General features: G+C 41.0%; 21 protein-coding genes. 10 read left to right on the top strand and 11 right to left on the bottom strand.

Annotation, left to right across the window (positions count from 1 at the left end):
- Positions 1–59 precede the first annotated feature (59 nt).
- Both AAGD16_RS12430 and AAGD16_RS12425 read right to left on the bottom strand, forming a co-directional pair.
- The gene (locus AAGD16_RS12430; RefSeq protein WP_290172835.1) at positions 60–1,247 is read right to left on the bottom strand and encodes a diguanylate cyclase; all 1,188 of its coding nucleotides are present in this window, start codon (positions 1,245–1,247) and stop codon (positions 60–62) included.
- Positions 1,248–1,504: 257 nt separating this feature from the next.
- Complete coding sequence (locus AAGD16_RS12425; RefSeq protein WP_290172834.1) at positions 1,505–2,647, bottom strand: alkene reductase; 1,143 nt, start codon at positions 2,645–2,647, stop codon at positions 1,505–1,507.
- A gap of 110 nt (positions 2,648–2,757) precedes the next feature.
- Between AAGD16_RS12425 and AAGD16_RS12420 the strand changes: the two genes are divergently transcribed.
- Positions 2,758–3,642 carry a LysR family transcriptional regulator gene (locus AAGD16_RS12420; protein WP_024601320.1) on the top strand — a complete coding sequence of 295 codons (885 nt, stop codon included), beginning with the start codon at positions 2,758–2,760 and terminating at the stop codon, positions 3,640–3,642.
- Between the two features lie 2 nt (positions 3,643–3,644).
- Here the strand turns inward: AAGD16_RS12420 and AAGD16_RS12415 are convergent, their stop codons facing one another.
- On the bottom strand, positions 3,645–4,913 hold the full coding sequence (locus AAGD16_RS12415) for a mechanosensitive ion channel family protein (protein ID WP_290172833.1): 1,269 nt from the start codon (positions 4,911–4,913) through the stop codon (positions 3,645–3,647).
- Positions 4,914–5,032: 119 nt separating this feature from the next.
- Positions 5,033–6,922, bottom strand: a complete 1,890-nt coding sequence (locus AAGD16_RS12410) for a propionyl-CoA synthetase (RefSeq protein WP_377112115.1) — start codon at positions 6,920–6,922, stop codon at positions 5,033–5,035.
- A gap of 203 nt (positions 6,923–7,125) precedes the next feature.
- On the opposite strand from AAGD16_RS12410, the gene AAGD16_RS12405 reads away from it, so the two are divergent.
- Entirely contained in the window at positions 7,126–7,536 is a 411-nt protein-coding gene (locus tag AAGD16_RS12405) for an NUDIX hydrolase (RefSeq protein ID WP_028835696.1), read from the top strand.
- Here AAGD16_RS12405 and AAGD16_RS12400 read toward each other — a convergent pair.
- A complete protein-coding gene (locus tag AAGD16_RS12400; protein ID WP_377112112.1) occupies positions 7,533–8,294 on the bottom strand; it encodes a substrate-binding periplasmic protein in 762 nt (253 codons plus the stop codon). The two genes, AAGD16_RS12405 and AAGD16_RS12400, sit on opposite strands and share 4 nt — an antisense overlap.
- A gap of 93 nt (positions 8,295–8,387) precedes the next feature.
- The gene (locus AAGD16_RS12395; protein ID WP_028835697.1) at positions 8,388–9,386 is read right to left on the bottom strand and encodes an AraC family transcriptional regulator; all 999 of its coding nucleotides are present in this window, start codon (positions 9,384–9,386) and stop codon (positions 8,388–8,390) included.
- Between the two features lie 96 nt (positions 9,387–9,482).
- Between AAGD16_RS12395 and AAGD16_RS12390 the strand changes: the two genes are divergently transcribed.
- Both AAGD16_RS12390 and AAGD16_RS12385 read left to right on the top strand, forming a co-directional pair.
- Positions 9,483–9,932: an SRPBCC family protein gene (locus AAGD16_RS12390; RefSeq protein ID WP_377112108.1), complete on the top strand. Its 450-nt coding sequence runs from the start codon at positions 9,483–9,485 to the stop codon at positions 9,930–9,932.
- Positions 9,922–10,746 (top strand): sterol desaturase family protein, encoded by an 825-nt coding sequence (locus AAGD16_RS12385; RefSeq protein WP_008111422.1) that lies wholly within the window; start codon positions 9,922–9,924, stop codon positions 10,744–10,746. Before AAGD16_RS12390 ends, AAGD16_RS12385 begins: the two co-directional genes overlap by 11 nt.
- Before the next feature lie 70 nt (positions 10,747–10,816).
- On the opposite strand, the gene AAGD16_RS12380 is transcribed toward AAGD16_RS12385, so the two are convergent.
- The 3 genes from AAGD16_RS12380 to AAGD16_RS12370 all read right to left on the bottom strand — a co-directional run bounded on the left by AAGD16_RS12380 (position 10,817) and on the right by AAGD16_RS12370 (position 13,835).
- Positions 10,817–13,006 (bottom strand): fasciclin domain-containing protein, encoded by a 2,190-nt coding sequence (locus AAGD16_RS12380; protein ID WP_377112104.1) that lies wholly within the window; start codon positions 13,004–13,006, stop codon positions 10,817–10,819.
- 143 nt (positions 13,007–13,149) lie between these two features.
- Positions 13,150–13,533: a hypothetical protein gene (locus tag AAGD16_RS12375; RefSeq protein WP_008111424.1), complete on the bottom strand. Its 384-nt coding sequence runs from the start codon at positions 13,531–13,533 to the stop codon at positions 13,150–13,152.
- Positions 13,530–13,835, bottom strand: coding sequence for a hypothetical protein (locus AAGD16_RS12370; RefSeq protein ID WP_008111425.1), 306 nt, complete (start codon positions 13,833–13,835; stop codon positions 13,530–13,532). The genes AAGD16_RS12375 and AAGD16_RS12370 overlap by 4 nt, the downstream gene beginning before the upstream one ends.
- A gap of 283 nt (positions 13,836–14,118) precedes the next feature.
- Here AAGD16_RS12370 and AAGD16_RS12365 point away from each other — a divergent pair, with 283 nt between their 5' ends.
- A complete protein-coding gene (locus AAGD16_RS12365; RefSeq protein ID WP_013465768.1) occupies positions 14,119–14,541 on the top strand; it encodes a VOC family protein in 423 nt (140 codons plus the stop codon).
- A gap of 24 nt (positions 14,542–14,565) precedes the next feature.
- Here AAGD16_RS12365 and AAGD16_RS12360 read toward each other — a convergent pair whose 3' ends face one another.
- Both AAGD16_RS12360 and AAGD16_RS12355 read right to left on the bottom strand, forming a co-directional pair.
- Positions 14,566–16,188: a diguanylate cyclase gene (locus tag AAGD16_RS12360; protein WP_377112099.1), complete on the bottom strand. Its 1,623-nt coding sequence runs from the start codon at positions 16,186–16,188 to the stop codon at positions 14,566–14,568.
- Between the two features lie 110 nt (positions 16,189–16,298).
- On the bottom strand, positions 16,299–17,177 hold the full coding sequence (locus tag AAGD16_RS12355) for an AraC family transcriptional regulator N-terminal domain-containing protein (RefSeq protein WP_377112096.1): 879 nt from the start codon (positions 17,175–17,177) through the stop codon (positions 16,299–16,301).
- A 183-nt stretch (positions 17,178–17,360) separates the two neighbouring features.
- Here AAGD16_RS12355 and AAGD16_RS12350 point away from each other — a divergent pair, with 183 nt between their 5' ends.
- The 5 genes from AAGD16_RS12350 to AAGD16_RS12330 all read left to right on the top strand — a co-directional run bounded on the left by AAGD16_RS12350 (position 17,361) and on the right by AAGD16_RS12330 (position 24,826).
- Entirely contained in the window at positions 17,361–18,506 is a 1,146-nt protein-coding gene (locus AAGD16_RS12350; RefSeq protein ID WP_013465765.1) for an iron-containing alcohol dehydrogenase, read from the top strand.
- A gap of 189 nt (positions 18,507–18,695) precedes the next feature.
- Positions 18,696–19,022, top strand: coding sequence for a hypothetical protein (locus AAGD16_RS12345; RefSeq protein WP_013465764.1), 327 nt, complete (start codon positions 18,696–18,698; stop codon positions 19,020–19,022).
- 178 nt (positions 19,023–19,200) lie between these two features.
- Entirely contained in the window at positions 19,201–20,454 is a 1,254-nt protein-coding gene (locus AAGD16_RS12340; protein ID WP_377112091.1) for a TolC family protein, read from the top strand.
- Positions 20,451–21,680, top strand: a complete 1,230-nt coding sequence (locus AAGD16_RS12335) for an efflux RND transporter periplasmic adaptor subunit (RefSeq protein ID WP_290172825.1) — start codon at positions 20,451–20,453, stop codon at positions 21,678–21,680. The genes AAGD16_RS12340 and AAGD16_RS12335 overlap by 4 nt, the downstream gene beginning before the upstream one ends.
- 8 nt (positions 21,681–21,688) lie before the next feature.
- Entirely contained in the window at positions 21,689–24,826 is a 3,138-nt protein-coding gene (locus AAGD16_RS12330; protein WP_377112087.1) for an efflux RND transporter permease subunit, read from the top strand.
- Positions 24,827–25,074 lie beyond the last annotated feature (248 nt).

The following is a 25,074-nucleotide window of genomic DNA, read 5'->3' as shown; positions in this document are numbered from 1 at the left end:
AAATTAGTTGCCTTTGGGCACGCTATGACTAAACGTTAGCGTGCCACGTTATAAAAGCATTATTCGCTTACGTTGTTTCTGCCTTTCTTTTTAGCTCTATAAAGCGCTAAATCAGCATTTTTTAGAGCCTCGTCAAAGGTTTGTTTTGCTGTTCTTTGTGCTACGCCAATAGAAACAGTCACGTTCACCGTTTTATTGTCGCTTGGCTGTTTACCTTTGCGAGATTTTTTATCGGTGCGTTTTGGGTTTCTGATCACCATGTCGTAAGTTGCAATATTTTGACGCAGTGTTTCTAGTTCAGGAATTGACTGCTCAGCTGTTTTTCTTGGAAATACAACGGTAAATTCCTCTCCGCCATAGCGGTAAATCTTGCCACCCCCTTTAACGCCACTCATTTTTGCTGCCACTAGCTTAAGTACTTGGTCGCCAATATCATGGCCATAGGTGTCGTTGAATTTTTTAAAGTGGTCAATATCGAGCATAGCAACAGTGTATTTTCGCCCTAATGATAGAGCAAGCTGATTAAGTGCGCGGCGCGTTGGTAAGCTCGTTAAATCGTCTCTGTAAGCTAAATAATAAGAGTCGGTACTCACCGCTAATAAATACAGAGAAGCCATAAATACAGCAATGACAGACCAAGGAAAATCAATAACATGTTGTTGGTTAAGGCACCACACAATAAAAGTGATGAGTAACGCCGTTTGCGTCAGGTTATGTGTTCTTACGCTTTGCCAAATGAGTAAGCTGCCAATGAGCGACAGTGGTAAAGCTATGGGTAAATAAGGAAGCAGTTGAGTATAAACAGAAGGTTGTAATGATAGCCCTTGTAAATGCAGACTCAGTGCCAGCCACGCAAATGCTGCGCCGCCACATAGAATAATTAATAAGGTTCGGGTCGCAGTGTGTATTGATAAAAGTGCGCGATCTTTTATCACGGCTAACAACATTAATAAACTTGCAGCGCATAGTAAAACCCAATCAGATTGCGCTTTAAGCCAACTTGACCAGGGCAAAGCATACTCAAGTGAACATAAATAAAGTAACCAAAACGCGCACAAAATAGCAACTCGACTTCGATTAAACTGAGTGGCAAATATAGCGGTAATAATCAGTAATGGATAAACAAGATTATTAATAAGAGAGAGCTTACTTTGCCATTGGGTTTGAAATTGAGTTAATAACAAAAATAATCCACACACGGCTAAAAGACTCAAAGAAGTTGATTTAACTCCTGCTAATTTTAACAACCCATGCTCCAAAGACCGATGCCTAAAAAAATAAAAGCTTATTGTATTGATATATAAAAAATATTACTACTTTAATGCTTGTTAATTATTTAAAAACAATACTTTAAAACTAATTTTAATGTTTTTTATCGACATTTTTTAACCAAATGTATGACATTTTAGTAAATGTAAAAATAGTGAGCAGATTAAATTCAACAAGGTGGGAGACGATGTAAAAAGCGTTTAAACATTGAATAAGGCCATCCATGGCCTATTAATTAATCGTTTTTGTAGTAAGGGTAGTCACTGTAACCTTGCTCAGTCCCGCCATACATAGTGGATGCATCGGCTTCATTTAATGGCCATTGATTTTTTATGCGCGCTGGTAAATCAGGGTTTGCAATAAAAGGGCGACCAAAAGCAAATAAATCACCGTAGCCTTTAGCTAACATCGCCACCGCTTTTTCAACAGTGTACTTACCAGCGTAAATAATACGCCCAGAAAATTCAGCTCTAGCTGCTTGATAAAATTGCTCTGGTAAATCAGGAGCATTGTCCCAATCAGCTTCTGCAATTGAAAGGTAAGCAATACCGGCTTGTTCAAGTACTTTAATCGCTTCAATGTAGGTATGATGCGGGTTTGATTCTACTAACCCTAAATAAACACGGGTTTCATCAGTACTGCTAAATAAGGGCGCAAATCTAACCCCTAAGCGCTCAGGGCCTACTACGTCACTTACTGCCGCGACAATTTCTTTTAAAAAGCGCAGGCGATTAGTAAGAGAGCCGCCGTATTCATCATCTCGTTTATTGGTGTGCTCAGAAATAAACTGATTTACTAAATACCCATTAGCACAATGCAGTTCTACGCCATCAAACCCCGCTTCTAGCGCATTACGGGCAGCTTGTGCATACATGCCAACAAGCTCTTTTACTTCATCGGTTGTCAAAGCTTGTGGTTCACTTGGGTTGGCTAAAGCGCCTTGAGCCGGTCCTGTTTCAATAAAGACTTTAACGCTATCAGCTATTAGAGCTGAGGGGGCAATAGGTTTGGCTTCATTAGGCTGTAAGCTGGTGTGTGAAACGCGGCCAACATGCCAAAGTTGAGCAAAAATAATTCCACCTTCTGCATGTACTGCATCAGTTACTTTTTTCCAACCAGCTATTTGTTGATTAGAATGAATGCCCGGTGTCCAGGCATACCCTTGTCCTCTTGGTTCAATTTGAGTGCCTTCGGTAACCATAAAACCAGCACTAGCACGCTGTGCATAATATGTGGCCATCACATCGTTGGGGATATTGCCAGGAACTGTGCTGCGTGAGCGTGTAAGTGGCGGCATTACAATACGGTTTTTAAGTGTGTATGGGCCTAAATTGATTGATGAAAATAGACTGTCGATATTTTTACTTGGTTGACTCATTTTAATACCTTTTAAATTAATAATGCTGTTTAGCGCCAATTACAATGCTGGTGAGCATAGGGATTAAAAGGTACAATTTGAAACAATGCTTTTTTGTTTAAGATACAATTATGAATGGTATATCTCGGCTTGATATAAAACAATTACGAATATTGAGTGCATTACTTAAACTAAAAAATGTGTCGGATGTGGCCCGCAAAATGGGCTTAACCCAGCAGGCTATTAGTGAGCAGCTGCGAAAATTGCGTGACTTATTTGACGATCGGCTTTTTATTCGCCAAGGCAATACAATGGTTGCAACACCTAAAGCAATTGCACTAGAGAAGCCCATTAATCAAATATTAACTCAGGTAGAAGCGTTATTAATACCTAAACAATTTATCCCAAGTAGCTACAAGGGCGTATTTACAATAAGTGCGACTGATTACGCTATAGCAGCTCTTTTGCCACAATTATTAGAAATAACAAGACGCGAAGCGCCAGGATTAAAGCTGATTATTCGTGACTTTGCCTCTGATAATGTTAATCAATTAATAAGTGCAGGAGAGCTGGATTTATTAATTAGTTTTCCTGAATTTATCCCTGCAAACTTAATCTATGACACATTATTTGAAGAACAACATATTTGTATTGCGGGGAAAAACACGGTGTTTTCTTCATCGACGTTGAGCCTTGCTGAAGTGGCCGCACACCCTCAATTAGTGGTTTCAGCGTCACGTGCTAACTTACGAGGCTCTCACGACCAATGGTTTGCTGATAAGGGTTATGCGCGCAATATTGTTATGTCAGTGCCTGGCTTTTCATTTGTCCCCGATTTGCTTTGCAGTACTGACTTAATTGCTTTTTACCCATCGCGTTTACTGCCAAACGCCAAAGTGAAACAGCTTGAAGTTGAATTATTACCACCGCCATTTAAGGTGATTGCAGCGTGGCATCCACGTTCAAATAACAGCGATATTCACCAGTGGTTAATAGCGCAATTAAAACGGATTTAGTACTATTTAATTAGTTGACGAATATCGTTCCCTGTTGGTGCCTCATGGGCACGTAACGAAAAGGCGGGTAATATCGCTAATATATGGTCAAATATATCTGACTGAATATTTTCATACTCACCCCAATTAGTTGTATTGGTAAATGCATAAATCTCAATGGGTAAGCCATTTTTAGTTGGCTCTAGCTGCCTTACCATCAGTGTCATTCCCTGATGAATATGTGGATGCTGTTTTAATAGCGCGACTAAATAATGACGAAATGTGCCAACATTAGTGAGCCGACGACCATTTAACGTACAGCTCATATCTATTTTTTTCGTGGTATTTTGCTCGTTGATAACCGGTAGGGTAATTTCGAGGTAGTGACTTAATAAATCTGCTTTTTTCAGCGCGGTGATTTCTTGCTCATCTAAAAAGCGCACACTGCTCATTTCTATATGGATACTCCGTTTTATGCGCCGCCCACCGGATTCTGACATACCGCGCCAGTTTTTAAATGAGTCAGAAATTAGCGCATAGGTTGGAATAGTGGTAATGGTTTTGTCCCAATTTCTTACTTTAACTGTGGTCAAGGCTATATCAATCACATCGCCATCTGCGCCGTATTTGGGCATTTCTAACCAATCACCAACCGCAAGCATATTGTTTGCTGAAAGCTGAATACCGGCCACCAGCCCTAAAATAGCGTCTTTAAACACCAGTAGCAGTACAGCCGATAGCGCACCTAAACCACTGAGTAATATTAACGGGGATTTATTCATTAATAATGAAATCGCTAAAATACCGGTTAATACGCTGGCGATCAGTTTAATTGTTTGTAAAAAACCACGTAATGGAAAGTGAGCTGCAATGGGTTGCCTGTCAGATATTGCTTGAAAAATATTGAGCATAGAGAACAGCGAGAGCAGTGCAAATAAAATGATCCACTGATCAGTAAACATCTCAATGATATGTAAAAAAGCCGTTCCTTCTGGAACCCAGAGCCTAGCTTGTATAACAACCACAGCACCTTGTAAAACAAAGGAAATATTACGTGTTAATTTAAGCGCTAAGTCGGCAGGCGTGTGGGTATCGGTTTGAACAACTTTATCACTAAAGCGGCCTTTAAGTAGTCGTTTTGAAACTGACCTTAAGATGAGGTGCAATATGAGCGCAAATAAGCCAACCCAGCACAGTACTAATATGTTGTACCATAAATGCGCACTCCCAGGAAAATAAAGACTAAACCATTGCAGTAAAAATTCTCGCAGCTGCGATCGTATTTCAGTCATTTATATTCCCAAGAGATTTATTTGCGTGAGTTTCATCTATTTAATGAAATCTAGTTAAGCAGATGGGGCGAGAAAAGTCTATTTAAGCCGCGCTTAAATAGACGTTTTAAAAATAATATTTATATTTTATTTTCAGCAAGTTGCAGAGTTAACTCCTCAAAAATACTCGGATCGTCAATGGTTGATGGAATTTGTAGTTCTTCACCATCAATAAGTTGACGTAAGTTTTTGCGTAAAATTTTACCTGAGCGTGTTTTTGGTAAGCGCTCTACACACATAATATTTTTAAGACACGCAATAGCGCCGATTTGATTACGCACGGTTTGCACCAATTGCTGCTCTACTTCTTTATGCGAACCATGAAAATCATTTTTTAATACCACCATGGCCATGGGGTTTTGACCCTTGAGCGCATCATTAACACCAAATACGGCACATTCAGCAACCGCGGGATGAGCGGCTACAATTTCTTCCATTTCACCGGTTGATAAACGATGTCCCGCGACATTAATCACATCATCGGTGCGGCCCATAATAAATAGGTAGCCATCATCATCAATATAACCGCCGTCGCCAGAAAGATAATAGCCTTCATATTCACTTAAATAACCGGCTTTAAAGCGTTCGGTATTTTGCCAAATAGTGGGTAAACATCCTGGCGGTAAAGGCAGTTTAATAACGACTGCACCTTGTTCATTGGGGGCGCATTCGTCACCATTCATATCTAAAATACGTACGTCAAACCCAGGAGTCGCAACCGTTGAACTGCCTGCTTTTGTAGGTAGGTGCTCAATGCCGACAGGATTACAGGCTATCGCCCAACCAGTTTCGGTTTGCCACCAATGATCAAGCACAGGTAGGCCTGTTTTTTCTTTGAGCCAATCGTAGGTCGGGGGATCTAAGCGCTCGCCTGCTAAAAACAAGCGTTTCAGACTTGAAGTATCGTATTGTTTAAACCCATCGGCATTGGGATCTTCTTTTTTTATCGCTCTAAAGGCTGTCGGTGCGCTAAATAAAGCCGTTACTTTATACTGTTCAACCACTCGCCAAAATGCACTGGCATCTGGGGTTCTAACTGGTTTACCTTCAAATAAAATAGTGGCGCAGCGGTACATAAGCGGGGCATACACTATGTAGGAATGGCCTACAACCCAACCAATATCCGAAGCGGCCCAAAACACGTCACCAGGTTTCATTCCGTATACGGTTTCCATGCTGTAATGCATGGCAACGGCATGGCCGCCATTTTCACGAACAACTCCCTTGGGAGTACCGGTTGTGCCTGACGTGTATAAAATATAAAGCGGGTGATCGCCATTTACCGGAACAGGATCAACGCCAGTAGCTGTTTGCATTGCAACAGCCCAGTCAATATCACGCTCAGGCATAAGTGGTGCAGTTATTTGTTCACGCTGATAAATAATACAATGTTCTACTTTATACGAGGCTGATTCGAGGGCGTTATCAAGTAACTCTTTGTATTCAATTACGGTATTCACTTCCACACCGCAAGAAGCACTGAGTACTAACTTAGGCTTGGCGTCATCAATTCTTACGGCAAGCTCATGCGCTGCAAACCCGCCAAATACGACCGAATGAATAGCGCCGATGCGGGCGCAGGCTAACATACCAATTACGGCCTCGGGGATCATGGGCATATAAATAACCACGCGGTCTCCTTTTGTTACGCCTAAAGACTGCATTACTCCTGCGAATTTAGCGACCTCTTGTTGTAGTTCAAAGTAGCTGTAGCTGCGCGCGGTATTGGTTACGGGTGAGTCATAAATTAACGCTGTTTCATCACCATGGCCGGCAATAACATGCTGATCTACCGCTAAAAAGCAGCTATTAAGTTGGCCGTCGGCAAACCAGTGATATAAATCGTTTTCATCTTGTGTGTAAGCTGTTTCGGGAGCCTGGTACCAAGGGAGGCGTTTACTTTGCGATAACCAAAACGCTGCCGGGTTTTGTTTAAACTCGTTGTAGTGTTGTTTGTATTCACCTGACATAAAGGCTCCTGAGCAAAATTTAATATAACTTTATTTAAAACTAAGCGCTTTTTATCAGGAGTGATATTCGACTATGGTCGGTTAAATAATGAACGGATTGTGTGGTTTTTAGCTAACGCTATGGTTTATAACGAACTAACGACTAGTTTGATGATTTAAATGAGGTAACATATAAAAATGATGAACTATTTAATGTGGTAATAATGAGTCAAGTTGTCAGAGTAGGCGTTGCAGTGATAGTAATGCATGATAATAAAATTTTACTCGGTGAGCGAATAGGCGCACATGGTGCAAATACCTGGGCAACCCCAGGGGGGCATTTAGAATTTGGTGAAACGATTGAGCAATGTGCAGTGCGCGAAGTAGCAGAAGAGACAGGGCTTACTGTTACTAATATTCGTAAACTCGATTTTACCAACGATATATTTAGCGCCGAGAACAAGCACTATATTACTTTATATGTACGGGCAAAGTATGAAGGTGGCGAGCCTGTGAATAAAGAGCCTAACAAATGTTTACAGTGGCGTTGGTGCGATATTAATAACTTACCTTCACCTTTATTTACTTCATTGAAAAATTACTTAACGCAAGGCGTTTTACCTACTCAATACTAAAGGCGCGTTGGAATAGGGAGTTGCCATTTATTTAAAATTTGTTGGTATTCACCGCTTTCTTTTATCGCGTTTAATCTATTAGTAATAATTTTCGCTGTTTGCGGGTTAAGCTGCTTACTTGCTGCAAAGTGAAGAGAAGAAGGTAGCTCATCTAAATGTATACGCTTAGTAATTAAGCTTGGGTCGAGCCCTGCTCGCTTTAACTCGTTTTCAAGGGTGAGGGTGTTAGTCACCACAAAATCGATACGATTTTTATACAGCATTCTCCATAGCTGCTGGTAGTAACTCACTAAGACTAGATTCTCACTTTCAGTAAAGCCTTGAGCTTCTAAATAAGCTTGTGCAGAATAACCGCGAATAGTGGCCACTTTGTATTCTTTGGCAAAGTTTAAGTGAATCACTTCATCGTTATGACTGCGTAAACTTACTAGGTATGCATCTGCAAAATACACTTTTCCCAGCCACTTAAACTGGCTGTTTCTGTTTGGCGTTTTTAACAGTGACAGCATGATGGCATTAGGATTGGCTTGTTGTTGTTGAAACATACGCGCCATCGGCATTATTTCAAACGTTGCTGTTAAAGCCGTGCCTTTTAATACTGCTTTAGCGATATCTACTAAGGCACCCTGCGCTTCACCTTGAGGGTTTTTAAAATGATAGGGGGGCAAATCTTCAGCGATGAAGGTAACCGGGTTTGCGTGACAGACCGCACTATAAAAAACCAATACAAAAACAGTTAACATCATACGCAAACGCATAAATAATTGTCTTTAAAGCAATACATGAGGCTAGTGTAAATAAAATCAATAAAAAGGTACACGTTAAATGTGTGTTTTAGGTAATCAAATTGTTTAATTATTGTTTTTTATAAATTGACGAGGTGAGCATTGATACCAGCGCTTAAAGGCGCGATTAAAAGAGCTTTGATCATTAAACCCCAACATAGTTGCAATACTGCTTAGCGAATAATGAGGAATATATGTTAACAAACGGCGTTTTTGCTCTTGCTCAAGAAGAGCGGCAAAATTGGTGTTTTCTTGCTTTAGATGACGTTGCACTGTGCGCGGGGTCATATTTAAAGCACTAGCCGTTCTGATCAGTGAACAGTCCTGCAAATCGTATTTAGCCATTAAAATATGATTAATTTTTTCTGTTAATAATTGCTGACTTTTAAACTGGGATAGCTGTTGCTCTGACATTTGCTTTAGCACAGCGTTAATCTGGGAGTTATCGGTTTTAAAAGGAAGGGTTAAGTAACTACTTGGAAACTCTACTTGATTAAAGTTAGCGCCAGCTTTTACTGGGCAATTAAACCATTGCGCTAATTGTTGTAACTCACTGTCTGAAAAATGTGCTGTAAAATAAACGCAACTAGGCGAAAGCTGAGGATTAAGCAGTTGGCGTATAACACTTACCCACGCGGTCATATTTCGTAATACGGCTTGTGGACTGCACTGTGGGTCTGCTAACCAGGTTACCTTGCAAAGTGTTTGTTGCTGTTCAAACTCAGCACGCCCTATGTTAGCCACTAAACTGTCGTAGCTCAGTAATGCAGTAATGGCACTGGCTAGATTAGTACTCGATTCAATTAAATACCCAAGTACACCAAAATCAGCGGTACGTATTTGTTTTCCTAATTCAAACCCGAATAAGGAGTCATTTAGCGTTTGCTGTGCATAACTAAGCAGCGCATTATAGCTTTTTAAGCTAATACGAGGCGCTAATTGTTGTGTTTGCTTATTTGTATATTCATCAAATTCAATGGCAGTTAGTATCTCTTTGCTATCTAATCCTGTGCTTTGAAGATAATCCAAACAGCTAGAAAAGTAATGATCGGCTAAGGTTTTCATTTGTCGCCTAAAGCTAAAAAATAGTCATCTAATCGCAAGTTTGCCATGCAATATTTTTATATGCTAGAGATCTATAAAAATAATATGGGGCACACAATGATTGAGATAAACGTTAAACATAGTGTGGCAGCAACGCCTGAACAATTACGCACCTTATTATTAGCGCATGCTGATTTGGGGCGCTTTTTTAATGCGCAGTTTGAAGTGTTAACACCGCAAGACTTTGGTGAAATAAGTGGTGGAAAAGGCACCATTAGACAAATAAAAATGCAAGGTACAACATTTAAGGAGCAAATAATAACGGCCGATAATAGCCACATTTGTTACCGCATTTTAGGGGATAAACCCGTTGCACAGCACCGTGGTGATATTTACTTAAAAACTAATAATACTCAGCCATCACTCACCGAGATCAGCTACCATATTCGTTGTATTGCGCCTTTGTGGTTACCCGACTTTATACTGGCTTTTTTTATAAAAAAAGATGTTAGCCAAGCACTTAAAAAAATAGCCAGCTATTTTCAGGAGAAACGTCATGAGCATTGAAATTATTTTATTGGCACTGAGCCCTATTTTTTTGCTGTTTGTAGGGGTTGAGTTTATAAAATTTAGACGTTACTACGATATAAAAGACAGCTTAGCCAACGCGTTACTTGCTTTATTACATCAAGGCGCTGATGCCATTGCGTTATTATTATTAATGCCGTTTTTTTATTGGTTGTATCAGTTTCGGCTATTTGATATTGAATTGACGCTATTTACTGTATTAGGCGCTTTTTTACTGCAAGACTTTTTATACTATTGGTTTCATCGTGCATCACATCATATTCATTGGTTATGGGCCGCTCATGTAGTGCATCATAGTTCTACTAAAATGAACTTTACCACGGCATTTAGGCAAAGTTTAATGTATCCGCTGGCGGGAATGTGGCTATTTTGGTTGCCGATGATATTAATAGGCTTTGAGCCTGTGATTGTTTTTGCGGTGGTGGCACTTAATTTGGCTTATCAATTTTTTGTACACACGCAAGTGGTAAAAAAGCTCGGTTGGTTTGAAGCATTATTTAATACCCCATCGCATCATCGGGTGCACCACGCTATAAATAATGGCTACTTAGATAAAAACTTCGCTGGCGTTTTAATTATTTGGGATAAATTATTTGGCACTTATGTAGAAGAGGATGAAAACAAGCCCTGTAAATACGGCATTATTGGTCAATTAAACAGTAATAACCCAATCAAAATCACCTTTCATCAGTGGCAGTATTTATTTAAAAGTACTTACCAAGCTAAAGGGTTAAAAGCCAAGTTAAACGTGTTGTTTGGCTACCCAACAAGCTCTCAAAGTAGTAATAAGTAAGCCTATTTTTATATAAAAAAAGCCAGGAGCAAATAGCATCACTCCTGGCTTATCTCACAGTAAAATTTAGTTATTTGGCCGTTGTGATCACTGTATCAATTAAGTGTACAACGCCATTACTAGTGTAAATATCAGTGGTTGTTACATTGCTGCCAGCTACTTGTAGTGATGTAGCCGGTAAGCTTACTTGCCACCAAATATCGTTCACAGCTTGACCATTATTCTGACCAACTGCCGTATCACCTGAGAAGGTATATAAAGGGCGGCCAAGGTAAGCTACTTGCATGCTGTCATCTGAGCGAGCAATCAATGATAAACCCGGAATATTTTCAATCGATGCCGCAGTGCCTAACACGGGTGGCCACGTTGTTGCACAAGCTGCTTCACATACGCTCATTGCCTCACCTAAGTCGTTATCAAATACATACACTGTTTTACCAGGCATTGCATCGGCCATACCCGTTACTAAACGATTATTTGTTGCATCATAAGCTACGCTGTCTGTTGCTGTATTTTCGGTACTGGTAAAATCTACCACGTTTACGCTTAGCATATTATCAGCAAGTGTAGTGACCATTTTACCATTGGCTGCAAATGCATCGGTACTTCCAACTTGAGCGCCTAATACATGTTGAGTCAAAACACCTGTTAGTGCAGCGGTGTCAGCCAATAAGGCATCTAAATCAGCGGAAGGGATTTTACTAAATGCCGCATTTGTTGGTGCAAATACAGTAAATGATTGAGTGGTATCGTTAAACGTATCAACTAACCCTGCTGCTTGCAGTGCAGTTACTAATGTAGATAATGCAGGCGTTTCTGTGGCAACTGTTGCAATAGTTTTAGTCGGTGTGCCGACTTCAGCCGGTGGCATAATCACTTTATTTAATACATGAATAACGCCGTTGCTAGCGGTTACATTTGCCTCTGTGATTGTCGAATCATTGATAAATAGCGAGCTATTTACATAAGAAATAGCAGCCATGTCGCCATTGGCCATTTCTACTTTGTTACTATTGCTATTAGCAATGGCTACAGCGTCATCAGATAAAACAGTGGCGTCAGGGAATACATGGTAAAGCAAGATATCACGAAGTGTATCTGTATCGGCTAACAGCGCATTAATTGTATCCTGACCGAGCGCTGCAAATGCATCATCCGTAGGAGCAAATACACTAAAAGTGTTATCTGGATCAGCAACTAACGTATCTAAGCCTGTTGCCGTTAGCGCAGCAAGAAGTGTAGTAAAGTTACCATTTGCACTGGCTATATCAGCAATTGTTCCTGCGCTTTGCGGTAAGGTTACATCAGAAATAATAACCGAATCGATTACATGGATAACACCGTTAGAAGTCATAATATCTTTAACAATGATGTTTGCACCGCCAAACGACAACATATTTGTATCTGCGTTTATCGCAATTGGAAGTGTATTGCCTAATAGCGTTTCAGCTGACTGGCCGTTTAAAGACATTGCAGTGACTGAATCAACTGACCCAACAAGTACATGCTGCTTTAAAACATCCGCTAAAACGGTAGGGTTTGCCAGCAGTGTATTTAAAAAACCACTACCAATTGCTTCAAATGCAGCGTCGGTAGGCGCAAAAACGGTGAACTCTTTCGACGTATCCGCCAGTGCCGATGTTAAGCCTGCAGCGTCAAGTGCGGCAAGCAAAGTACTAAAGTTGCCTGCTTGTTGAGCTGTTTCAACAATATTGTTGGTTGGTGGTGTTTCTGAAACCGTTTTTGGTGTAAGTACTGCGTCAATAACATGAATAATACCGTTGTCGGTTTTAATGTCGGTCATTGTTACCGTGCTGGTATTAACTAATAAGCTTTCACCATTTAAAGACAGTGCAATACTTTGTCCGTTTACCGTTTCAACGGTTGACCCAGCTAAACCAATTGCTGCTTGCGCATCTACTCTGCCAGAGATCACATGGTAAGTTAAAATTGAGCTTAAAGTATCAGGATCAGCTAATAAATTATTGATAGTTTCTTCACCTAATAACGCAAATGCATCATCAGTAGGAGCAAAAACGGTATAGCTGTTAGTTAAGTCGTCTAGTGTTTCATCTAGACCTGTTGCTTCTAAAGCTGCAACAAGGGTAGTGAATTCTCCAGAGTCCTGTGCGGCATCAAAAACAGAAACTGCTGGTTGTGGATCTACAGTGACAGGGGCGTTGTTATCGTCGTCGCTACTACAACCTTGAATGAGTAACAAGGGAAGTATGATAGCACCGAGCTTAAATACTTTATTCATAATTTTTCCTTTAATTGAATGTTACAGTGTTACAGCTTTGTGAACTCTACGTAGCCAAACTCTGTATTGATCAAAAAAAGGAGCATTATTTTTGTACGATTTAATAGGTGTAAGATTTAATTGAACTTTTATTCAAGTAAGTCTTAAATTTTAGTTTTTTTACTGCGAGGCGCACCCAGTAAAATAAAAAGGTGGCAAATACACACTGATAAAAATGCACTAATTCCCAAAGCGCCACCAAAGCCATCAAGAATGGGAACCAAATAGGCAAAAAACAATGAAAATATAATTGCTGAACTGGCAAGCGTATAAACACCAAAGCGGTGAGGGGCGCTCATGCCAATAAAGGTGCCGCCAAAAAAAACGATACTATAGAGTTCTGCGTTGAGGCTCAGCTGTGCAAAAATCAAATAGGCAATAATTGAGAGTGCAGCGGAGGCTCTTATGGCATCAAAGCGGTTATGCTTTGCTAAATAAAAGGTAAAAAAAGCACCAGCCAAGGCTAATACTGGGTATGTAATAGTCATATCAGCAATCCTTTAGCTAAAACAAACAGGGCTACACTGGCAAATGCAATACTGCCTAATCGTCCGCCAAATCCTGCAAATACATTAAGTGTTAGTGTATATAAAACAGCGCCAATGGCAGAAATAATAGCGATTTCCCAATAGTTGCTAATTAAGCTGGTGGAACACATACCGGCAAAACTACCTGCATAAATGGAGGCATAAGGGTGGTTTTGATAACGTGCAGGAAACGGAATAAATGAGCCGATAAGGCCTGTTAAAGCAGCAGACACAACAATAGGTAATGCCAATGTGGTATGCATTATAAAGCACGACAAGCAGCCGATAAAAAAGGTGATGAATTTTAAAAGTATGAATTTAGTCATAAGGCGCACATCATAAAGGTTCAGTTTTAGCTTTAATAGTTAAAATCGACAATTTAAGACTAAAAGCGATATATGGCTTCCAAAAGAGCAAATAACCGTGGCTTTAAATTAAATGTACGCAATGAATGACTAAAAATAATGCCATTAATGTTCTATAAATTACAAATTATGTATAATGCAGCATATTTCATATATTAAAAGTTATAACCTAAGGTAATTTATGTCTAACTGTTTGCATTTGGCTATTCCAGCTGGTGATCTTGAAAAAGCGAAAGCGTTTTATTGTGACGTGCTTGGTTGTAAAACGGGTAATAGTGAAGCTGGGCGATGGGTAGACATTGATTTTTGGGGTAACGAGTTAACGCTTCATCAAAGCACAGAGCGCTTACCAACAGTGCGTCATGATGTTGATATGGGCGCAGTAGCTGTACCGCATTTTGGTATTCACTTATCTGAAGATGAATTTCAGGCGTTAAAAACTCGGATTGCGGCTGCTGGCCTTGAATATTTAGATAAGCCTTACCGCCGTTTTGTAGGTGATGAATTTGAGCAAGAAACGTTTTTTATTGAAGATCCAAATGGTAACGTTTTAGAAATGAAAACTATGGTAAACCCAGAAGTATTATTCAAAAAAGACGAGTAATGATTATGCGCCTAAACGATTACTTTAGGCGTTTTCTCTTGTGTAGGTTTGCTTAGCCTGCGCTTTTCGTAATGACTTTTTTTGATACATTGCTTCATCACCGGCTTTTAAAACCTCATCTAAATTTTTAGGCGCTTCGCTATAGTTTATTTGCCCTACGCTTGCGTAAATAGCGATGGTGTTGCCTTGGTGTTCTAAGCTAAGCGCATTTAATTTTTGTTCAAGGGTCGCAACTCGCTGGTTAATTTTATCTTTGCTGGTAAATAATGCGATAGCCACAAACTCATCTCCGCCTAAGCGGCCAACTGCGTCTTCACTGCGCATATGCTGACTAATTGACTCTGCCACCGTACAGAGTACTTTATCGCCAACATCATGGCCGTAGGTATCATTTATTGCTTTAAATCGGTCTAAATCGATATATAAAAAACACAACACGCCACCACGTTGAGCATGTTTTTTTAATAACTCATTAGCTTTTAAACTCCAGCCTCGGCGGTTATAAATATGACAAAGATGATCGTAATTAGCGTGCTGTTCAGCCCGTTTTTTAGCATAACTGAGTCGTTGAATTCGCCTACCAACTGCAATAGCAAGAAGCAGAGATTCAATCGTAAAAGCAATCACAAACCCATAACGCTGTATAAAAGGACTGTATTCGGTTAGTAACACTCTAAATATCATGCTGATAAATACACAGCTTAAGGCAATAAATACCAAGCTGGCTTCGTTAACGCCTTGTTTAGCTTGCACGGCTGAGAGTATAAAAATGGTCATCACAATCAGTAGTGACAAATAGCCAGTAACGATTGTGGTGATATTAGTAATAGCGGGTAAATCTAAAGCTATTTTTTGTAAGCACAAAGTCAGTACACATAACGCGATAATTTTTAATGCATAACTTAATTTGCGCCAATACTCAGGTAGCTCTAATAGTGCGCTCATAAACCAAGTAGCACTGACTATAGTTAAACCAATGCTTAATGTATAAAGGTGGCTGATATATGCAGAAAAGTAGCCATTGGTAAATAAATAGGGCTGGCCTTCTTGTAAAAAAATAAAGCTAGCGATACAAAAAAGATAGATGCCATACAGTTTAAAAATAGCGTCTTTAATGCCATAACCTATTATTAAAGCATAAAAAATAAGCGTTGCGCATAATCCATAAAACACCCCAAATATTAAATTGTACAACTGCACCTTTTCAATAAATTGCTGTGAGTCTAGCCAAGTAAACCGGGGGTTATAGCTGGCAGTAGTGGTTAAAGTTAGCTTTGCATTAAAGCTGCCTTGTTCCATTAAAATAGCCATTTGATTTGTTTTTAAAGGGGCTTTTAATTGGTTATTTTGTTGCCACGAAAAACGTTCAAGTGCAGGGCGAGTAAACGTAAAAACACCGCTTTGGTTTAGCGTACATACCAACTCAAATTGGTTAATGCCTTTTTCTAGTTTTATGTCTGCAGCAATACCTTGCGATAAGGGAATGGATACACTATTTGCGATAGATTTTAAATTGCAGCTATCTTTTGCAATAGCTGTATTGCAGGTAAGAAAAATAAAAATGACAAATAAAGCACCGCAAAATTTAATACATAAGGAGGTGGTTGTATGTAAGTGCTTCCTTATTGTTACGGTGTTATTGAGCATAGTAGGGTTATAAAAATGGCAGTTACCCTATATTAACAAAGCGTGTTATCTTTGCTAGTAAAAGTTAATAATAAAGTTTGATATAGCGCATGAATGGGTAAATCTTATTTTTATAACTGTATTTCACTCGGAGTTTTATTAAAGTGGCGTTTAAACTCACGGCTAAACTGTGATGCACTGGTGTAACCTACCTTAAAAGCTGCTTCATTTGCTTTGCTTCCCGCTGTGGTAATTAACTCTTTTGCTTTAGCTAAACGTACTTTTTTTAAGTATTGTAAGGGAGATTCAAACGTTACCTGTCTAAATGCACGATGAAAAGAGGATACGCTCATATTTACCTCTTCTGCTAAACCTTCAACAGTAATAGGGTTTGCATAGTCCTGATGCATCGTTGCTAGTGTGCGAGCTATACGCGCATAATGGCCATCATGCATAGCTAGGCCTATTAAAGTATTCCCTTGGGGGCCGCAAAGGACACGATACACTAGCTCTTTTACTATATCTTCGCCGAATACCTCAGCCTCAAGTGGATTATTTAAAACCGTTAGTAACCTACATGTTACCTGCTCCATTGCGCAGTCTAGCTTTGCTGATTGTACTGCGCCAATGTTCGCGCTGGAGACAGATAAAGGCCGGTGCTGCATCATCTGATTAACCAGCTTGTGCAACATGACAGGGTTTATATCTATAGCTATGCCCATAACCGGTAAGTCATTATCGGTAAACGCTTCACACTCTAATGGGACAGGTACACCTAGTACCAAGTAATCACCTTCGCCGTATTTTATTTGATGTTCTGGGAAATGAATTATTTTATGGCCTTGGCCAACCACGATTATGCCTGAATTATAAATAAGCGGCTGGCGCGGTGAACTTTTGGTAGCGCGATGAAAATACACCCCAGGAATAATTGTTTCCATGGTGCCCTCAAAGCTTAGTAAATTATTGTGCTCGGCGTATTGTTGCAACATTTTGGCTATGATGGGCATAAAAGTATCTGTAATTAAAATATTTTGCGTAAAATAACAGTGCTGGTAGTTTTAGGCAAGCTTTAGGCAGTTATTGGGCTTTTTATATATTAACTTTGCTACTAATATGCATCCATCAAAGCTTTACTTGATATGTGACTAAGTAAAGCATTATGAAATTAACCGTCACCTAGGAGCAAAATAATGAAATTTAGCTACGTAAATCCCACTCTCATCCAATTTGGCCAACAGCAAATTGCCGCACTTAGCGACTTGATCGCAAAAGATCAAAAAGTATTGGTTGTTTATGGCGGCGGCTCAATTAAAAAGAACGGCGTGTATGACCAAGTTGCTGCTGCACTTGAAGGTTTTGATTGGGTAGAATTCTCGGGTGTGGGTGCTAACCCAACAATTGAAGTACTTGACCAAGCGGTTAAAATTTGTAAAGAACAAGATATCGACTTTGTATTAGGTGTCGGCGGCGGCTCTGTAATAGATGGCGTTAAATACATTGCGGCTTCTGCAGTATACGACGGCGAAGGTTGGGACATTCCTACTGGTAAGCATACAATTACTAGCGCATTACCAATTGGTGCCGTATTAACGCTACCAGCTACAGGTTCTGAATCTAATCAAAACTCAGTGGTAAGCAAAGAAGCGACTAAGCAAAAATTGCCGTTTGCTTCACCAGAAGTACTGCCTAAATTTGCGATTATGGATCCTGATGTAATGAAAACATTACCACAGCGCCAGCTTGTAAATGGCTTAGTTGATGCGTGGGTGCATACTTGTGAGCAATACCTTACGTTCCCTGAAGGCGCATTGGTACAAGAAGGATACGCAGAGGCACTGTTAAAAACGCTCAAAACACTGGGCGATAACTTTGAAAACCAAGACGATGCATGGCGTGCAAACCTTATGTGGGCAGCTAACCAAGCACTTAATGGCTTAATTGGTTCTGGCGTATCGCAAGATTGGGCAACCCACATGATTGGTCATGAGCTTACTGCTGCCTATGGTGTTGACCATGCGCGTTCGCTTGCTATTGTTCAGCCTTCTTTATTGCGCAATCAATTTGCAGTTAAAAAAGCGAAACTAGAGCAAATGGGTAAAAACGTATTTGGCCTTGAGCAAACAGACGATTTAGCGGAGCAAACAATTCAAGCGATTGAAGCGTTTTACCACAGCCTTGAGGTTGCAACACAGCTAACTGAACATGGTGATGATAAAGCGGCTGCCATTGATAATATTATTGGCAAACTAGAAGCACATGGCATGGTTGCCCTTGGTGAAAACCAAGCGATTACGCTAAAAGAAAGCCGTGAAATTTTAGAACACGCGGTTGCTTAAGCGTTAATTTTAAAAAACCACTGGCTGTTAAAGCCGGTGGTTTTTTGTTTTATAGTTAACCTCAGTAAACGCAATTGGCGCCATTAATTGATAAAAAGCCCTTTATTGTCGTTTGTCGCTAATATACTATGTGGCTTCAATTGGTTAGGTTTATTTAAGTCAATTTTAGGCTGAGAAGATAGCTAAATTATGCGCTCAAATCGTTTGTTAATGGTCATGTTACTCGTGCTTGTGCACAGCTTTATAAGTTGTGATGGCGCTGCATACCATTTACAAGAAGACGTTGAGCATGTAAGTAACGCATTATCACAAAACACTATAACCGCTGATAATGACCAAGGACAAAGCGATAATCAGCCACCGGTTGAGATTCATGCACACCAACATTGTCACTGTGGCTATTACAGCACACTTAGTCACGCTATTATTCCTCAACAAAGTAAACCCTCAGTACTTGTGTATTACCATGGTTTAAATTATCCACCTGATGTACCCCCACCGAATTCATTTAGCTAGTTTTTAATTTAATTTAATTTCAATTAATTATTGTGCTTTTAGCTGCCTGCGCGTAAGCGTTCTATGGGCTGATATAGGCATGTTTAAATTGCTAACTATTTTACACTGTCGCTATTTTTAGCGTAGGTTGTCAATGGTTTGCAAGTGAACTCTGTTTATTAAAAAACGGACAAGCTATATGAATAAAAAACCAATTATGCTGGTGGTGATGCTGTGCGCGCTACCTGCTTTTAGTGCGTTTGCAAATGTTAAAACGTTAACCCTAAAACAAGCGTTGATAAATACCGAGCAACAAAATCCGCTATTAAAGCGCTATCCTTATCATCAAAAAATACTCAGCGCGCTTAAATCTCAAGCGGCGCTTTCGCCTAATCCTGTCTTAAATGTAGAAGCCGAAAACCTATTAGGAACTAACGATGCGCGTGGTGTGCAAGGGGCTGAAATAACCTTGTCATTTAGCCAGCTTATAGAGCTTGGAGATAAACGCCAAAGCCGTATAAATTACGCAACGGCGAACATTAAAGCCCAAGCAATACAATATCAAAATACTCGGTTAGCTTTATTAGCAACCACTGGTGAGCGATATTACGAGGCGCTTAAATTTCAAACCTTACTTACGCTTAACAGCGAACGACAACACGTGGTGAGCCAAGCTCTCAAAGCAATAAAGCAACGGGCTAACGCTGGCGCTGTATCGCAAGCCGATGTAACCCGTATGCGTTATGCGCTAAGCCAAGTTGAGCTTGAGAAAGCTAAGCTAAATAGCGAATTTGAGCGAGCGCGTTTATCGCTCAATGAGCTGTGGAATGAGCAACATGACTACACGAATTTCGCAGGAAATATGGCTACCTTAATACCGCTTAAATCTGAGCAAGCGTTACTCAATGCAGTTAACCAAGCGCCTGAGTTTGCCATGTTGCAGCAACAATACTTACAGCAAGCGGCCAACTTAACGCTGCAAAAAGCTAACGGGCAAAGCGACATTAATGTAGGTGCGGGCCTGCGCTACAATCAGCAAAGCGATACCAGTTCGTTGCTGTTTTCGTTTTCTATGCCATTGCAATTGAGTAACCCAAATAGCGGTAATTTTGAAGCGGCTAACAGTCAGTTGGCATTGTTACGTGAGCAGCAAGGGCAATTACGGGTTCAGTTACGCCAACAAGTTCGTACCTTGTACGCCTATTACCAAGGCAAAACGTTACAGGCGCAGTTGCTATCAGAGCAGGTTATTCCACAAGCCCAAACACTCATTGAGCAAAGTTTAAAAAGCTATCAACGCGGACAAATTTCGGTGTTGCAATTGCTCGATGCTCAACAAGCTCTATTTGACTCTAAACGCGCACTTATCAATACCTATGCAGCGCTATATCAAACGCACCTTACTCTTGAGCGTTTAACTGGCCAATCTTTAACTGGGACTTTTCAATCATGAACAACACGTTTATCGCACTATTAATATTTCTTTCGTTTACAACGAGCGTTATAAGTACACATGTATTTGCCTCAGCAGAGCATGGGCAAATGCAGCAATCCCAAAAACAAGGTGCCCATGGCGGCTTTTTATTAACTAACGCAAAGCTCACTCTTGAGTTAAAGCTGCGAGAATTGGCAGGTAAAGTTGAGCTGCGCGTATATGGTTATGAGCAAAATCAGCCGATAGATATAAACGATTTAAGCATCGAAATGAACTTAAAACGATTAGTAGAAGCGCCGCAAAAAATACAATTTACGCGTGAGAATGAGTACCTTGTTAGCACGCAACCCATAAATGAGCCACATTCGTTTTCGCTTTTCATTACTGCCAATTATAAAGGTGAACACGTTAGTTTTGAGTACACCCAACACGAAGGCCGCACTGTGCTTAGTGAGCGAGCGATTAAAGGTGCGGGTATTGAAACGCAGATAGCAAAAAGTGGCGAAGTTGATATTTCCGACACGCTGTTTGGTGTTATTGCACCGACACAGCACGGCACAGTAGAAGTGATGGCGCCATATACCGGATTGATCAGCGATATTTTTGTCAGCATTGGTCAAACGGTTCAAAAAGGTGAGGTACTGGCCAGTGTCACCAACCGTGAAACATTACAAAACTACAGTATTAAAAGCCCCATTAGCGGTGTGGTAACCGAGCAATATTTAAAGCGTGGCGAACTGGCAAGTACTCGCGCGCTTATGCAAGTCGTGAACCTTGATAAAGTATGGGTTGAGCTCTCAGCCTTTCCTGAAAACATCGAAAACCTAGCCATTGGTCAAAGTGCCACGGTGTACGATTTACATCACCATTTAAATGCCCAAGGTAAGGTGTTTTTTATAGCGCCTATGATGACCGGCGGGCACATTGCACGTGCCCGTATAGCACTTAATAACCCTGATGGTCATTGGCGTCCGGGCATGCATGTTAATACTGATGTCAGTATCGATAAGGTTAATGCTAACGTGCGTGTAAAGCCTGAGGCTATTCAAGAGTTTAACGGCATGGCGAGTGTGTTTGTGCGTAAAAATAATGTGTTTGAAGTACGCCCGGTTACTTTAGGCGCAAAAAATAGCGAGTGGGTTGAAGTCATCGCAGGTTTAAGCCCCGGTAGTGAGTACGTCACTGCCAATAGCTATGTGATCAAAGCCGATATTTTAAAAAGCGGCGCAAGTCACGCTCACTAGGAGGTACCATGATTAACTGGATTGTTTCTTTTGCGGTTAAACGCCGCATGATGGTGCTTGCGCTAACATTTTTATTTGCTGGGTTTGGTGTGTCTAACATTCAAAACTTAGCGGTAGATGCTGTCCCCGATATTACCAATGTACAAGTGCAAATTAATTCTAAAGCGCCTGGTTTTACCCCGCTTGAAGTTGAGCAGCGCATCACTTACTTAGTCGAAACGGCGATGGCGGGTATTCCTAAGCTTGATTACACCCGTTCGCTTTCTCGCTATGGGCTTTCTCAAGTAACTGTTATTTTTGATGAAGGCACCGATATTTATTGGGCGCGTCAGCAAATTGGTGAACGTATTCAAAGTATTCGCGCCGATTTACCTAATAATATTGAGCCAAACCTTGGACCTATTGCCAGTGGTTTAGGTGAAATATTTACCTATAGCGTGCATGCAAAACCCGATGCGTTAAAAAGTGATGGTACGGCGTATAACGCCGAAGACTTACGTACTTTGCAAGACTGGGTTATTCGTCCGCAGCTTTTAAAAGTAAAAGGGGTAACCGAAATAAACAGCCAAGGTGGCTTTGAGCGCCAATACCAGGTTGCGCCCATGCCAGAAAAGCTCATTGCTTATAAGCTGACAATCAAGGATGTTATTAGTGCACTTGAGCTTAATAACAGCAACCGTGGCGCTGGTTATATAGAGCGCTTTGACGGCCAATATTTAGTGCGCTCGCCTGGGCAATTAAAAACCTTAGCCGATATAGCAAACACCGTTATCGCCAAGCGTGATGATGCTCCTGTGCGAATTAAAGACGTGGCAAATGTGTATTTAGGAAAAGAGCTCAGAACCGGCGCGGCTACCTATAATGGCGAAGAAACCGTACTAGGCACGGCAATGATGCTAATAGGTGAAAACAGCCGTGTGGTTGCCAAAGCCATGGCTGATAAGTTGATAGAGGTACAAAAAAGCTTACCTGCAGGGGTTATCGTTGAGCCTGTCTATGACCGTACCAACCTGGTTGATAAAACCATTGCCACAGTTCAAAAAAATCTGTTTGAAGGGGCGGTATTAGTTATCGTCATTTTACTGTTATTGCTCGGGAACATCACTGGTGCGCTTATTACCGCCATGGTTATTCCGCTGAGTATGCTATTTGCTATTACTGGTATGGTGGGCAATCGAGTCTCGGGTAACTTAATGAGCTTAGGCGCAATCGATTTTGGATTAATTGTAGATGGCGCGGTGATTGTGGTTGAAAACTGCCTTCGTCAATTAGGGATGGCTCAACATAAACATGGGCGCTTACTTACACTCAGTGAGCGTTTAAAAGTTGTCACTTCAGCCACCAAAGAAGTGTTTAGCCCCGCCGTATTTGGTATTTTAATTATTATGTTGGTGTATTTACCGCTATTTGCGCTCAGTGGTGTTGAGGGCAAAATGTTTCAGCCTATGGCGTTTACTGTGGTTGCCGCGTTAATAGGTGCACTCATTTTTGCTGTCACCTTTGTGCCAGCGGCTATTGCCGTATTTGTGCGTGGTAAAGTAGATGAAAGCGAAAACGCAGTAATGCGTGGCGTTAAAAAAATCTACAAGCCACTGCTTAACTTATCGCTTAAATTACCGTGGCTGATGGTGAGTATTGCTACGGTTTTAGTACTAGTGCTTGGCTTTAAAGTTAAAAATATGGGCGCCGAATTTTTACCTCAGCTTGATGAAGGTGACATTGCAATGCATGCGCTGCGTATTACTGGCACCGGTATTGAACAATCGGTGCAAATGCAAAAACAGTTGGAGCAGGCTTTATTAGCGCAACCTGAAATTGCGAACGTATTTTCGAAGATTGGTACTGCGGATGTAGCCAGCGATCCTATGCCGCCTAATGTTGCCGATACCTTTTTAATGTTAAAGCCGTCCGAGCAATGGCCTGACCCATCAATAAGTAAAGACGCGTTAGTGCAGCAAATTCGTCATCGCGTGAATGAGGTACCGGGTAATAACTATGAATTTACCCAGCCTATAGAAATGCGCTTTAACGAGTTAATTGCTGGTGTGCGTGCCGATGTAGCGCTGCGTATTTATGGTGACGATTTAGCCATACTTAAGCAGTTTGGCGAAAAAGCCACTGGTTTAATGCGAAATATTACCGGTGCTACTGATGTTCGTTTAGAACAAATACAGGGGCTGCCTACACTTTCTGTTACTCCAATGCGAGACCAAATGGCGTTATTAGGATTAACTGTAAACGACATTCAACAAACGCTTGCCGCTGCCGTTGGTGGGGTGCAAACAGGGCTCATTTATGAGGGCGATAAGCGCTTTTCGTTACTAGTACGCTTAGATAAGCGTTGGTCTGATGATGTCTCTGCGCTTGCGCGTTTACCTATTGCATTACCTCAAAGTAGTAACCCTGAGCTTGCATTTGTACCGCTTGGAGAAGTGGCTACAATCAGCATTGAAAAAGGGCCGAATCAAATAAACCGCGAAAGTGGTAAGCGTAATGTGGTAGTAACGGCCAATGTAGCGGGGCGCGATTTAGCAAGCTTTGTCAGTGATGCCCAAGCGAAAATGAACGCACAACTTAACCTACCTAGCGGTTACTGGCTTGAATACGGCGGTACGTTTGAGCAATTACAATCGGCGAGTAAACGTTTGTCGTTGGTTGTGCCTGTGACTTTATTGCTTATTTTTGGCTTACTTTATAGTGCTTTTGGCTCGCTGCGTGATTCACTCATTATATTCAGCGGTGTACCTCTGGCACTGACCGGTGGGGTATTGGCGTTATTGCTACGAGATATGCCGCTTTCTATTTCAGCGGGTGTGGGGTTTATTGCCCTAAGTGGTGTTGCGGTATTAAACGGTGTAGTGATGTTGTCGTTTATTAAGCAGTTACGAAACGAAGGGTTAAGTTTATACCATGCAATACACAGCGGCGCATTACAGCGATTACGCCCTGTGCTGATGACCGCGCTTGTGGCAAGTTTAGGCTTTATACCTATGGCGCTCAATACCGGTACCGGCTCTGAGGTGCAAAGGCCATTAGCAACCGTGGTTGTAGGCGGTATTATGTCATCTACCTTACTAACGCTATTAATTTTGCCAGCACTTTATAAGTTAGTGCATACAAAATTTAAAAAGCAGCAAACAGCTTAGGGTCTGTTGATCTTTGCGGATTAAAATTTGTTCAAACTAGGGGCTGTTTAATCGCGGCGCGAGGTTTGTAACCTAGTGGGCTAAGTAAAAACCGAGCAACAAAGAGTAAATCGCCCCTAGGCAGAACCCTTAGGGCAGCGCCTGTTTGGCATTGATGCTACGTTATCGCCTATTTATGGGGAATAACCACACCACATAGGCTCCGCCTTGCCTAAATACCAAACAAACTGCTGCAAATTCAACCTTGA

The organism is Pseudoalteromonas sp. M58, assembly GCF_042604605.1.
GTDB lineage: Bacteria > Pseudomonadota > Gammaproteobacteria > Enterobacterales > Alteromonadaceae > Pseudoalteromonas > Pseudoalteromonas tetraodonis.
Note: the sequence above shows the minus strand (reverse complement) of the source record. Positions and strands in the feature narration are given on the sequence as shown.